The 12,993-nt window shown below is 72.4% G+C and carries 7 protein-coding genes; 3 read left to right on the plus strand and 4 right to left on the minus strand.

Going from position 1 to position 12,993, the window contains the following annotated elements; all coding sequences use genetic code 11:
- Positions 1–67 precede the first annotated feature (67 nt).
- Entirely contained in the window at positions 68–532 is a 465-nt protein-coding gene (locus tag AC3B5T_RS07600; RefSeq protein WP_488358483.1) for a hypothetical protein, read from the minus strand.
- 220 nt (positions 533–752) lie between these two features.
- Here AC3B5T_RS07600 and AC3B5T_RS07605 point away from each other — a divergent pair, with 220 nt between their 5' ends.
- Positions 753–1,295 (plus strand): hypothetical protein, encoded by a 543-nt coding sequence (locus AC3B5T_RS07605; RefSeq protein ID WP_010844917.1) that lies wholly within the window; start codon positions 753–755, stop codon positions 1,293–1,295.
- Here the strand turns inward: AC3B5T_RS07605 and AC3B5T_RS07610 are convergent.
- The 3 genes from AC3B5T_RS07610 to AC3B5T_RS07620 all read right to left on the minus strand — a co-directional run bounded on the left by AC3B5T_RS07610 (position 1,276) and on the right by AC3B5T_RS07620 (position 8,324).
- A complete protein-coding gene (locus AC3B5T_RS07610; protein WP_010844916.1) occupies positions 1,276–2,784 on the minus strand; it encodes a dynamin family protein in 1,509 nt (502 codons plus the stop codon). The two genes, AC3B5T_RS07605 and AC3B5T_RS07610, sit on opposite strands and share 20 nt — an antisense overlap.
- Entirely contained in the window at positions 2,781–4,790 is a 2,010-nt protein-coding gene (locus AC3B5T_RS07615) for a dynamin family protein (RefSeq protein ID WP_488358484.1), read from the minus strand. Before AC3B5T_RS07615 ends, AC3B5T_RS07610 begins: the two co-directional genes overlap by 4 nt.
- Positions 4,791–4,979: 189 nt before the next feature.
- Positions 4,980–8,324 (minus strand): IniB N-terminal domain-containing protein, encoded by a 3,345-nt coding sequence (locus tag AC3B5T_RS07620; RefSeq protein ID WP_488358485.1) that lies wholly within the window; start codon positions 8,322–8,324, stop codon positions 4,980–4,982.
- A 348-nt stretch (positions 8,325–8,672) separates the two neighbouring features.
- On the opposite strand from AC3B5T_RS07620, the gene AC3B5T_RS07625 reads away from it, so the two are divergent.
- Positions 8,673–10,403: an Hsp70 family protein gene (locus AC3B5T_RS07625; protein WP_488358486.1), complete on the plus strand. Its 1,731-nt coding sequence runs from the start codon at positions 8,673–8,675 to the stop codon at positions 10,401–10,403.
- Between the two features lie 60 nt (positions 10,404–10,463).
- A complete protein-coding gene (locus tag AC3B5T_RS07630) occupies positions 10,464–12,974 on the plus strand; it encodes a LuxR C-terminal-related transcriptional regulator (RefSeq protein ID WP_010844912.1) in 2,511 nt (836 codons plus the stop codon).
- Positions 12,975–12,993: the final 19 nt, after the last annotated feature.

Raw genomic sequence — 12,993 nt, forward strand, 5'->3', positions numbered from 1 at the left:
CCCACACAGAATGCGTCATACGTATCGGAAGCCGATACGTATGACGCATTCTGCGTTCCGGAGCGTCTCACCACTGGTCGAAGCCGACGTTGACCTGGGGGTAGCCGGTGTCGATGTGTGGGTTGATCCAGTGGTTCTGGGCGTGGGGTCCCCAGATGGTGGTCATGTCGGTGTTGACGTTGTGGGGGTGGTTGGTGAGTTGGTAGTTGGCGGTGGGGCCGAACAGTCCGATGCGGTAGATGGCGTTGACGTCGAGGTGGTTGTTGTAGGGGGCTGTGGCGGTGATGGTTTCGGTGGCGCCGGGGTAGAGGATGTGTTGGGGTGCGTTGACCCATTGGCCGCCGTCGGCGTTGGCGCCTTGGAGGTATTCGGGCTTGTCGGTGTGGTTGGTGATGGTCATGGCGACGGTGGGTTCGCCGGGGCGGGTGATGGGCAGGGTGCCGGCGTGGGCTGCTCCGGCGGCGCCGAGGGCGATGCCGGTGGCGGCGGCGAGTCCGAGGGTGGCGGTGGCGATGCGGGTGGTGGTCTTCATGGTGTGCTCCCGGTGTGGTGGTGGGGTTGTTTCGGTGACACCAATGACTGTGCTCGCCGGGGGCGGTGTGTGGTTTCCGCTGACCGGGTGATGGAGGGGTTGAACCGCACCTCCACCGATCGGGGGACACCGGCCGATGTGGACGAGAAACGATAGGGACGAGACACGAGGTGCGTCGAGTTCGGGGAGTGGCAACCCACATGGGCACTACCATCGAGGAATGTCGAACGCCGACGCCTCCCCACCGCCCCGCCCGCGCGTCGCCGTCACACCGATGCGCCCGCAACGGCCGGTCGGACGCGCCTCCGCCATCCGGTACGTGATTCTCGGCTGGCTGATCTCGCTGGCCCTGGTGGTGGTGACTGTCGGACTGACACTGCTGTCCCTCAACGACATTCGGGCCACCCTGGCCGCAGACCTGGTTCGGGCCAATCCGGACAGCGGAACCGACGCCGCACGCGCTGTCGACATCTCGCTGATGGTCGGCGCGGTCATCGCCGGGATCGTGGTGGTCCTGGGCCTGTACGGATCTGCCCGGCTCTGGGACAGCCGCCGGTCCGGTCGGACCATCCTCACCGTCGGGGCAGTCGTCGCCGTGGCCGGCGCGGGGGCGTTTCACCTCACGGTGAGTCCGTCCGCGACCGCTCTCGCCGATGTAGGATTTCCGGTTCTCGCACAATGGATTCCGGCGGCCGCGGCACTCGTCGCGGTGATCGCCACCGGGTTCTCCTACAGCCGGTCGGTCACGGCATCCCTGCGCTGAACCCGCCGTTGCCGCCGGCCTGGACGGCCGCGCCCAGTTGCGCGACGATGCCCTCCGCGCTGCGCACCGCTACCTGACACGCCGACGCCGAGGACGGCGGTAGGAGCGGGTGGCCGGCACGTGCCCGCCAGACACGCGCGGAGTCGATGGCGGCGTCTCGCAGCGTGTACACATCGGCGGTCGGTGGCAGCCCGAGCCGGGCCGCGGGGTCGATACCCGAACCGCCGATGAGTCGGGTGACCTCGGCGGTCTGGTCGGGGGGCAGGTCGACGCCACCGGCCCGGATGGTGCTGAGCAGGCGCAATTCGCGGAACCCGTGCACGTCGGCGAGTTCCCGACGGACCGAGGCGCGGACGTCGCGGGCTCCCGCCGACGGTGACGCGGCCAGCAGATGATCCATCGTCACCAGAGCGGAATGGGATTTGAGCTGGTCCGCGCGCTGTCCGAACTGGGTGTCGATGATGGCACCCAACTCGGAGAGTCCGCTGCGCTCGACGAGCTCGGCGGCCAGCGCTGACGACGAGGTGGCGCCGAAGCGGATGAGCGTGACCGCCATCCGGATCCCGAAGGCGCCGAAGCGTTCGGCCAGCGAACGACGCAGGTCCGCCGGGATGTCGGGCAGGATGTCGGGCCGGGAGAACCTGTCCATGGTCAGCAATGCCGCCTCGAGGTCGGGTCCCGGGGTCGACGCCAGCTGTGCCAGCGCGCGGAACTCGACCTCCCGCATCGTGCGGGCGGCGAGGGCCAGGAGTCCCGCGACCGGGACGACCGCCTGGCAGAGCCCGGTGCGTTCGAGCTCACCGGCGAACCGCCCGGCGATCTGATGCGCCGAGATCATCGCGTCCATCCGGCCGGCGCCGAGTTCGTCGGCTCGGGAGACGACGCCGATCACGCCGAGCGGGCCCGACGATCCGCCGATGGCGGACCCGATACGACGCAGCATCGTCGTGTCGGTGGCGGTCAGTGAACGCAGGAGGTAGACGACGGCGTCGACGCCGGACAGGCCGTCGTCGGGGGTGAGGAGCCGAAGCGTGGACGCGGACAGCTCGGTCGAGAGCGACGCCGTGCCCGGGGTGTCGACGATGGTCGTCGACTGCAGCGCCCGTGCCGGCCATTCGACGTCCAGGTGGTCGACGCGTTCGGCGGTGAGGCGCCCGAAATCGAAGCCGAGCCGGCCGTCGATGCGGGTGACCGGGATGCCGACCGCGCGGCCGTCGTCGACGTGGGCGGTGACCGACGGCGACCGGCCGTTGCGGTACCAGGTGACGACCCGCGTGCACTCGGTGGCATCGGTGGGGGCGATGTCCTGTCCGACAAGGGCATTCAGCAGAGTCGACTTCCCCGCCTTGAGCGAGCCGGCCAGCGCGACCCGCACCGGCTGGTACAGCCGGTGTGCGCACACGTCGAGTTCGGCCTGTGCACGCGGGTCGTCGGCGAGGGCGGTGCGGGTGGCCTCGAGAAGTGCTCGGACGCGGGCGATGTCGGTCATCGGCGGGGGAGCTCCGTGGCGGGGTCGTCGGGGTCGAGGTGATCGGCGGCCTTGCGCAGGGCGGCCACCGCGGTGAGCCGGGACTCGAGTTCGGCCACCCGTCCGGATCGCTCCGAATCGGCGAGGGACGCGGCTGACTGTGCGGCACTGAGGGATTCCGAGATCGACCGGGCGGTCTGTTCGGCCACCGAGCTGAAGTGGTCGCGGAGGACCCGCTGGATGACCCGCAACCGGTCGCGGGACTCCTTGCCGACCTGGAAACTGACGTCGTCGGTGAACGAGCGGACGGCGACCTTCGCCTTGGCGCGGCGCTCGAGGACCTTGGCCTCCTTGTCATCCCGGTAGGCCTTGGTGCCGAGCAGCAACCCGGCGCCGACGGACACCGGGTTGATCAGCGCCATGCCGACCATCGTCGAGATGAGCCCGAACATCAGCACACCGCCGTACGAGCCGCGCATCCCGATCAGCAGCTTCTGGGCGACACCGACTCTGCCGCTGTCGAGTTCGGCGAGCTCGGCGACGGAGTCGAGAACGCCGGTGAGGTCCGCGACGTCGATGTCGGGGAGCGAGTTCTGACCGGCGGCCGCGAAGTGGTCGGCGACTCTCTCGGCGAGCCACACCGACCGCTCGTGCGCCCAGACGAAGTTGTCGCCGACGACCGCCGCGGTCTGGTCGGCCAGCCAGTCGCTCAACTGTTCCCAGTCGACCCCCGGATCACCCTCGTCGATCGCCCGTTCGGCTTCCCGGGTCACCGCGCGGAGACGGTCCCGCAGGTCGTGGTCGATGTCGGCGGCGAGGTCGGCGATCCCGTCGGCCAGCGTCTGTTGCCACTGGGCGGACTGCCGGCGCATGGCCTCGGCGTCGGACTTGGCCTCCCGGAGGGCTCCGACGGCGCGGCCGGCGGTCTCCGGATCACGCAGCGCGGCGAGCTCGCTGCTCAGCGTGAGGGCGAGATGTTCACTGACGACGCGCAGGTCGGTGGCGACGGTGGTGCGGGTCGCCTGCCGGGCGGTCGCCACCACGCGCTCGCGCAGGTAGCGGTACAGCTCGAGGAATCCGGCCTCCGCATTGAGTTTCTCGTCGCCGAGGCGCAGCGCGTGCGTACGGAGCACAGACGACACCGGGAGCAGCGGGATGTCGAGGCCCGCGGTCTGCAGATGCGTCCGGTCGGCGTCGACGATGGCCCGCCAGTGCGGATACAGGTCGGTTTTCGTGATCAGACACGCGATCGTCGGGCACAGCCCGGCCACCTGCTGGAGGAACGACATCTCCGGTGCGGTGAACTCCTGACTGGCATCGGACACCACGAGCACTGCGTCGGCCGCCGCGACCATGCCCAATGTTGCTGCGGCATACGGGTGCCCGTGGCCTCCGACGCCGGGGGTGTCCACGAGGACCAGGCCGTCGGCGAGCAGCGGGCCGGGTGCCTCGATCTCGAGGCGGAGGACCTCGCGGCCACCGGCGAGCGGGGAGTCGGGGGTGATGCCGGCGATGGCGTTCATCGGCACCGGGATGCGGTTGTCTGTCGACGGGCCGTCGACGATCAGATGAGCCGCCGGCTGCGGGGCGTGTGAGATGACGGTCGGGACCGCGGTCGTCTCGTCGTCGCCGACCGAGCACACGTCGAGGTTGAGCAGGGCGTTGACGAAGGAACTCTTGCCCTGTTTGAGCTGACCCACCACGACGATCCGCAGCCGGGGGTCGGTGATCCGGGTGCGCGCGCCGTCGAGCCGGCTGACGAGATCGTTGCGACCGGCCTCCCGGGCCACCTCGGACATCGTGGCCAGCAGGTCGCCGATGGTGCTGGGCGACTGCGTCGTTCCCGCCGGACGTGAGTGGGCCGGTGGCGTCGTCGCGGGCGGAGACGTCCGGGACGGGACGGCGGCATGTGTTGATCGAGCCGGTGTGGCCGGGGTCGGCGGTGTCCGGGCCGGGGCGGGGCCCTGGGCGTCCCGACCGGCGGCGTGCCGGCCGACCCGAGGCGGTTCGGCGGGTGGAGTCGTCATGGTGTCCTCACGGTAGCGGTGAGTCGGCGCGTCCGGTCGGCATCGGCCGGGCTTTCGCATGTGGCCGGTCGGTGCGACCGCGGTCGGGCCGGTTGAAGGGACGCGGACGAGGACCGCCCCGGGGCCGGCCCACGTCCAGGGTTGCTGGAGCGATGGGCGGTCCCGGGGCGGGTTGCCGACCTGAAGGGGTCAGTCGGCCTCGGGTCCGGCGTCCGGGGTGTCGACGCCGATCCCGGTGTCTGTGTCGCCACCGAGGCCACCGGTCAGGCCTCCGGTGAGGCCCCCGGTCAATCCGCCGGTGAGACCGGCGGTCGTGTCGGCCACGCCGCCGACGGTCGTGTCGAGTGCGCCGCCGAGTCCGGCGTCGGTGTCGGTCGCGCCGCCGAGGTCGAGGCCGCCCTCCGCACCGGCACCGCCACCCGCGTCGACTCCGCCACCGGCGACCGCGCCACCGGTGAGTCCACCGGCCACCCCGCCGACGATGTCCGTCGTCGTGTCGAGGGTGCCGCCGACGGTCGTGTCGAGTGCGCCGCCGATCCCGGTCTCGAGCGAACCCGCGGTCTCGCCGACCGCGTCGACCGCCCCGCCGGCGGTGCCGGAGATCGCGTTGGTCAGCTCCGCGGTGACGTCTGCCGGCAGCTCGGTGTCGAGCGCGCCGCCCAGGCCCAGGTCGCCACCCAGGCCGAGGTCCCCACCCAGTCCGCCGCCGAGGCCGGCGCCGGTGTCGAGACCCAGGGCTCCGTCGAGCACCGGACCGGCGGTGGCTCCCAGCGCGGCGTCGCCGATACCGAGACCGGTCTCCAGGGTGCCGGCGAGTCCGCCCTCCAGGGTGGTGTCCAGTCCGGCGACCAGGTCCGTGCCGGTCTCGGCCACGGTGCCCAGGCCGGCCAGGGTCCCGGCGCCCAGGTTGCCGGTGAGGCTGTCGACGACCGTGCCGCCGAGTGATTCGGTGACCAGGATCGGGCCGCCGACGGTGATGGTGCCCTCGGGGGAGAGGATGAGGCTCGGGTTGATGATCGCCTCGAGTTCACCGGTCAGCGCGCCGCCGAGGCCACCGGTGGCCTCCAGGGTCGAGTCCAGGGTGGCGACGAGGCCGTCGGTGGCCGACAGATCCACGTCGAGCGCGGTGCTGAGAACGGTGCTGAGCGCCGCGGGGAGGTCCGCTCCGGCCGTCAGCTGGCCGGCGAGCGAACCACCGAGTTCCCCGCTCAACGCGGTCCCGAGGACGGCACCGAGTGACGCGCCGAGGTCGGCGCCGACATCGCCGCCGGCTGCCAGCACGGCCTCGAGGGTCCCGCTGAGGTCGGCTGCGGTCTCGGTCACCAGGCCGAGTCCTGCGCCGGCGTCGAGCGCGGCGTCCAGCGCCCCACCGAGCTGCGCGATCAGTGCGCCGTCGACGCCGAGAGCACCACCCAGATCCGCGGCCAGCAGTTCGCCGAGGTTCAGGCCGGCACCGGCCGCGGCGTCGAGGATGCCCTCGATGCCGGTGGTCGCGCCCAGCACGCCGCCCAGGGTGGCCCCGAGTCCGGCTGCGAGGTCGCCGCCACCGCCGACGATCGCGCCCAGTTGCGCGGCCAGGTCGGTGGCCAGTCCGCCCTCGAGCAGACCCGTGAGGTCGGCACCGAGAACGCCGCCCAGCTCGAGCGCACCGCCCAGGGCTGCCCCCAGGTCGGCACCCGCGGCAGCACCCAGGACGCCGGAGAGCACCGTGCTCAGCGCGGTGTCGAGGCCTGCGGCGGCCGACAGCAGACCGTTGAGTGCGGCACCGAGTTCGGTGCCGAGACCGCCCACGACCCCGAGGCCGCCGCCGAGTGCGCCCTCGACCGCGCCACCGAGGCCGGCGCCCAGTCCGGCACCGAGCCCCAGGCCTGCGTCCAGTGCGCCACCGACCCCGGCTCCGAGTGCACCACCGAGACCGAGTCCGGTCTCGAGGGCGCCGCCGAGGCCTGCGGTCAGGTCGGCTGCCAGGCCACCTTCGAGGGCCGCGGCCAGGGTGCCGCCCAGTGCCGCTCCGAGATCGGCAGCAGCCTCGCCACCGACCTCGAGGCCGGCGGCCAGGGCGCCCGCGAGCGTCGTGCCGAGGTCGCCGCCCGCTTCGAGCAGTGCCTCGACGTCGACGATCCCGCCTGCTTCGAGAACGGATTCGAGCGCCGCGGCGAGACCGGCCTGAGCGCCGCCGCCGACACCGAGTGCGGCGGTCAAGGCGCCACCGAGCACCGCGTTCGCACCGGCCGCGCCGGTCAGGACCAGGCCGCCGGTCGCTGCTGCCGTCGAGGTCAGGGCGACACCCAGTGCGGTGCCGAGGGACGCGGCGGCCGTACCGCCCGCGGCCAGGGTCGAGCTGAGGGCGCCGCTGAGCGTGGCGCCGAGTTCGCCGGACAGATCGGCGATGGCCTGCGCGTCGAGCAGACCCGACAGCGTCGCGGAGAGGTCGCCGGCGACGTCGAGAGTGGAGGTGAGAGCCGCGGTCAGATCTCCGGACAGCTCGGCACCGAGGCCGAGTGCGCCGGTGAGGACCGCCGAGAGTGCGCCGCCGGCCCCGAGGCCGGCACCGAGCGCGGCCGCGAGGTCGGCACCGAGTGCGCCGCCCGCGCCGATCGTGGCACCGAGCAGACCGCCCAGCGTCGCACCGAAGGAGCCGGCGAGTTCGCCACCCACGCCGAGTGCCGCGGACAGCTGTGCGGCGAGGCCGCCGCCGAGTCCCAGGCCGAGGTCGGCACCTGCGGCGAGGAGCGCGTCGAGCGACGCACCGAGCTGCGCGACCAGAGCGCCTTCGGCGCCGATCGCACCGGCCAGCGATCCGGCGATGACCGGGCCGATGCCCGCGCCGAGCTCGAGTCCGCCGTCGACGATCGTCTCGAGAGCGGCTCCGAGTGCCGCACCGAACTGTGCTGCGATCGCGCCGCCGGCGCCGACACCGGCCGCCAGCGCCGCACCCAGTGCGACGGCCAGCTGGCCGGCGAGGTCGAGGTCACCGAATGCGATACCGCCGAGGTCGAGATCGGCCAGGGACAGACCGGAGAGGTCGATGTCTCCCAGCCCGATGCCTCCGAGGAGGCCGCCGAAGTCGATGTCGCCCAGAGCGATTCCGCCCAGGTCGAGTCCACCCACGCCGAGGCCGCCGAGATCGAGCCCGCCGATGTTCACATCACCGAAGTCGACGTCGCCACCGCCGAGGTTGATGTCGCCGAGGTTCAGGCCGCCCAGACCGATACCGCCGCCGACCACGCCTCCGCCGACCACGCCTCCGCCGACCACGCCTCCGCCGACCACGCCTCCGCCGACCACGCCGCCGCCGACTGCGCCGCCGACTGCTCCACCGCCGGCACCGATGATCGCGCCGAGTCCACCGGCGGCTCCGCCGGCCAGACCGGCATCCGCCACCAGCGGGGCCGCCGCGGAGACGTCGGCCGGGGTGATGCCGGTGAGTCCGGCACGGTCGATGGCGGCCTGGGGGTTGCCGCAGTAGGCGTTGAAGGATTCCTCGTCGCGAAGCAGACCGAGGATGAAGTCGAGTACCGCGTTGGTCGGCATGGCGTCGTTCCTTGCGTCGGGGAGATCGGAGTTCGATCCCGTGTCGAGTTCGACCGTATGGACTTCGGCGCGCGACGACATCGGGGTAAATCCCCAGTCCTGTGGCGGAGGGGGTCTGGTCGGCGGCATAGGGGATCCGACCGGGGGATCGGTGCTCGTCCCGCCGCACGGGTGGGGTGTCGGGACTTTCCCCCTAATCTCCGGCCAGGGCTAACACCCGGGGACCGGTACGCGACACACTGGGTGAAGTGCACCGCCGGGGCCGGGGCACGTGACATCGACGGTGAGCTCACGAGATGAGCGACCGTCACCGACCACCGTCTGCAGGTGCGAACAGGAGTGACCGTCATGGCCATCGGGATCGGTGTGAAGATCGGAACCGCGAACAGCGTCGCGGTAGCTGCTTCGGAACAGTCCTGGGAGGGTGCGGTCTCGGTCGAGACCTCCGCTCTGGTCGATGCCGACGACTTCCTCGGACGGGTCGGCGACCCGGTACCGATGCTCGACGAGCACGGACGCACGATCGCGGCCGCCGACATCTACGCCGACGCGGTCGCGGCGCTGATCACCCGGCTCGACCTCGGCGCGGACTCGACGTCTTTCGACGATCTGCACATGAGTGTCGTGTATCCGGACAACTGGACCGATCAAGCCGTCGACGAGGCCCGGGCGGCGCTCGCGGCCCACCCCGACACGGTGCCGGCGGAGTCGACCACCTGGGTGCCCGAATCGCGGGCGATCCTGGCCGCCGCCGAACACGCCGAGGGCCCCTTCGGTGAGGGCACCGTCGTCGTCTGCGATCTCGGCGCCGCCGGCCTCACCGTCTCCGTCCTGGCCACCGGCTCCGACCCGGTCCGCCTCGGCCGGCCAGTGTACCTGGACACCGTGAGCGGCAACGAGTTCGATCGCCTGGTGCTCGCGCACACGCTGCGGGTGACCGGTGCCGACGCCGAGGTCGACTCGGGTCTGGCCGATCCGCAGCGCAGTGATGCGATCCTCGACGACGTCAATCGGTTGCGCGCCGACTGCCGACGGGCCAAGGAGTCGTTGTCGGTCGACACCGACACCGTCGTCGGAGTGCGGATCGGAGCCGTCCACACCGAGGCGCGATTGGTCCGCGACGACATCGAGGATCTGCTTCGCGCGCCCGTCATGGAATCGGTTGCCCTCGTCCGCGAAGCTCTTGCCGCCTCCGCGAGCGGTGTCGACTCCGGAACGGCTGCCGCAGGACTGAAGCCGGCGGGGGTGACCGCGGTTGTCCTCGGTGGCGGCGGTGCCGCGATCCCACTCGTGACCGAGATGCTGTCCTCGACCCTGCGCCTGCCGGTCGTCCTCGACTCCGATCCGGCCTCCGCATCGGCAGCCGGTGGCGCGCTCCTGGCGGGCGCGGCGCTCGCCGCGCAGCGGTCGGCGATCACTCCCGCGGCCGTCGCGACGACCGCATCGATCGTCCCGGCCTCACCCGAAGACCGGCCGCTCCGCGAGATCGTCCCGGCTCCGAGCACTCCGCTGACCGAGCCCGCCCCGCGGTTGTCGCGGCGCAAGCGCGGGACGCTGATCACGCTCGGGGCCGCCGCATTGGCCCTGGTCACGGCCACCGGACTCTCCGTCGGTACCGGACTCGTAGGCTCCGTCGGCGAGGCCACGCCCCCGCCGGCGGGTGCGGCGACCACGACGGCCACCTCGACGCAGAACCCCGCTGGCGGCCCTGGCACCACCGTGACCGGTGCGCGTCCCGGGACCACCGCGGCACCGGTGACCGGAACCGGCACGCGAGCGCCGGGTACGGCAACCAACGCCCCGCGTCGGACCGCCGCCGGGGCCTCGTCAGCCGGTGGCCCGTCGGGCGGCGCCCCGTCTGCCGGTGCTCCCGCGCCCGGAAACACCCCGGGCGCCCGGCACCAGCGCCGGCACCCGCGCCCGCTCCGGCACCTGCGCCCGCTCCGGCACCTGCGCCCGCTCCGGCCCCGGCACCTGCGCCGGAACCGGACACCAGCGGTGGCGGCATCACCCCGGGCGGCGTTCTCGACGGCACCGGCCGGGTCCTCGACGGCACCGGTCGGATCGTGTGCGGCGTGACCGGCGTCGTCGGCGTCGACTGCTGAGCCCGTTGACTCCCGGTCTGGTGTGGACTGTTCGATGACGCCGACGACATCGGTCTCGACGATCGGCGACCGACCGGACCCCTCGCCCCCCGTGTCGCGCACCACGTCGTGGGTGACGAGCATCGTCGACCGTGCGCACCGGGGCCATCCGCTGTGTGCCGTCGCCGTCGGCACCCCGGGCAGCGGCCGGTCGGCGCTGCTGGGCGCCGTGCACGAGCAGCTTCGGCGGCGGGGCCTGCCGGTGAGTGTCGGCCTGCCGGCGGGCGGCGAGACCGGCCCCGTGTTCGTCCTCGCCGACGACATGCACTTGTGGCCCGCTCCCGTGATCGCGACCACGTTGGGCATGCTCGACGCCGGGACGATCGGGCTGATCGCCACGACCGAACCGCGGGAACTGGACCCGAACGTCCGCCTACTCCGCGACCGCGCCCGGCCCTACGGCGCCGTGCTCGAACTGGAGGCGTTGGGCACCGCTGATGTCCTGACCCGCTCGGCCCGCGCGGGAATCACGCTCGAGCCGACCATGGCGTCGCAGATCCGTCGACGCTGTGGTGGTGCGCAAGTACTCGTCGACACCGCGCTCGCGGCGATCCGGAACGCGGCGGGCGGCGTCCCGCAGATCGTCGGCGAGCCTGCGGCCGACGTGATCGCGATCGTCGATCAGGTTGCCCGCGAATGGCATCACCGGCTGCTGCGCGGGCTCGATCCGCTGACGCTGGCGGTGCTGGCCCTCGCCTCGGTCCGGGCACCACTCGACCCCGACAGCGTCGCCGATGCGACCGGCGTCGACCGGGCCGACGCGGCCGGGGCCATCGATCGGGCACGAGGGTGTGGCCTGCTGCGCGGATCGGACGTCTTCGTCTCGGCGGCCGCCGGGCCGCTGCGGGATGTGCTGGGCGACCGGCGGATCGACGAGCTCCGGCACAACTCCGTGGCAGCCGGTCTACGCGCGGCCGAACTCACCCCCGACACCGCCCTGCTCGCGGCCGAGGCGGGCGTCGACGACCCACGCATCGTCGACGCGTTGCTGGCCGGTGCTGCCGACGCGACCGCTGCGCGGGCGGTGGTCCTCCTCCGGGCTGCCGATCGGGTGGAGCCGGGACGCGATGACGTCCGGCTGCTGATGGCGCAGCGTGCCCTGTCGTCGGGTGACCTCGACGGTGCGGGCGCCGTCGCCGATCAGCGGCTGGAGGCGGCCGGCCCGACCGACCCCGGGGTGCAGGAGTGGGTGGAACTCGCCGCCACTGTCGCCGCGCATCGCGGTCTCGCCTCACACGCCGCCGACCTGTATCGCTGGCTCGGATCGAATCCGACGAGTACGCAGTCCCTTTCGGCCGCGGTCTCGCTGCTCGCAGTCGGCGACCGTGCGGCGGTCACCGCCATCGCCGAGGCGGACCGCGGCCGCGCGCCGGTGGCGAGTCGGGCCGCTCGGTCGATGGTGGTCCGCGGCTTGCTGGCCACCGTCGGAGAAGCGGGTGACACGATCGCCGGCGATGCGGTGGACTCCGTGATCCGTGGCCTCTCCGCCGGGGGCTCCGCGTCACGGGGGCCGTACGCGATCCGGATCCTGCAGGCGGCCGTCGCGATGATGCTCAACCACGGTGACATCGCTGCCGCGCAGACGATCCGGACGGCAGCACCGGAGTCGGGGCGAGCTCTCATCGACGCCGAGATCGCGCTGACGGCCGGTGATCTCGAGGCAACCGCACGTCTGTTGCCGTCGGACGATCCGGTGGCGATGTCCGATCGGCTTCGGTGGCAGGCGATCCGGCTGGGACTGGCCCGACGCCAGGGTGACATCCCGGCGCTGACCGCGGCGTGGCAGCACGGATTGCCGCTGCTCGCCGCCACGGAGGTGGACCTCTACCTGCTGCATTCGCTCGGCGAGTTCTGGATCGGTGCAGCGTGTCTCGAGCAGGTGCCGGCGATCACCCGATATGTCGACGCGGCCGACAGGTTGCTCGCGGCTCTCGACAACCCCCCGGCGTGGTCGGCGTCCTGGGACTTCGCGGGCGTACAGGCCGCGGCCATCGCACGTGATGACTCCGCCGCGGCGCATCGGTTGGCGCGTCTCGACCGCGCGGCTGCGCAGGACCGGACGGCCCGACTGCTGGCGAGGAGTGCCCACGCCTGGGTGTCTCCGACCCTCGATGGCACCGACGCCGGTGCCGAGACCGCCGCGGACGAGGTCCCCGGGTCCGTCGACGCGCTGCGCAGCGTCGGATTGCACTGGGAGGCAGCCCGGTTGGCGGGTATGGCCGCTCTGCGTGCCGACGATCCGTCGACCGCCGCCGGCCTCCTTGACACCGCGCGATCAGCCGGCGAGGACCGGCACCGCACTCCGCCGGCCGGCGGGCCGCTCACCGAGCGTGAGGCAGAGGTCGCGCACGAACTGCTGCAAGGATTCACCCACCGGGAAATCGGTGAGCGACTGTACATCTCGGCGAAGACCGTCGAGCATCACGTCGCCCGGATCCGGCGCCGGCTCGACGCCGGATCCCGGTCGGAACTGCTCGCCGCCCTGCGTGCGGCCGGATATCGGTGACCTCGGCCATGACCCGTCA

The sequence above is a fragment of the Gordonia sp. G4 genome, assembly GCF_057770005.1.

Excerpts from the sequence above, each read along its gene's own strand:
- AC3B5T_RS07600 (WP_488358483.1), bottom strand. The coding sequence starts at position 532 with ATGAAGACCACCACCCGCATCGCCACCGCCACCCTCGGACTCGCCGCC.
- AC3B5T_RS07605 (WP_010844917.1), top strand. The coding sequence starts at position 753 with ATGTCGAACGCCGACGCCTCCCCACCGCCCCGCCCGCGCGTCGCCGTC.
- AC3B5T_RS07610 (WP_010844916.1), bottom strand. The coding sequence starts at position 2,784 with ATGACCGACATCGCCCGCGTCCGAGCACTTCTCGAGGCCACCCGCACC.
- AC3B5T_RS07615 (WP_488358484.1), bottom strand. The coding sequence starts at position 4,790 with ATGACGACTCCACCCGCCGAACCGCCTCGGGTCGGCCGGCACGCCGCC.
- AC3B5T_RS07620 (WP_488358485.1), bottom strand. The coding sequence starts at position 8,324 with ATGCCGACCAACGCGGTACTCGACTTCATCCTCGGTCTGCTTCGCGAC.
- AC3B5T_RS07625 (WP_488358486.1), top strand. The coding sequence starts at position 8,673 with ATGGCCATCGGGATCGGTGTGAAGATCGGAACCGCGAACAGCGTCGCG.
- AC3B5T_RS07630 (WP_010844912.1), top strand. The coding sequence starts at position 10,464 with ATGACGCCGACGACATCGGTCTCGACGATCGGCGACCGACCGGACCCC.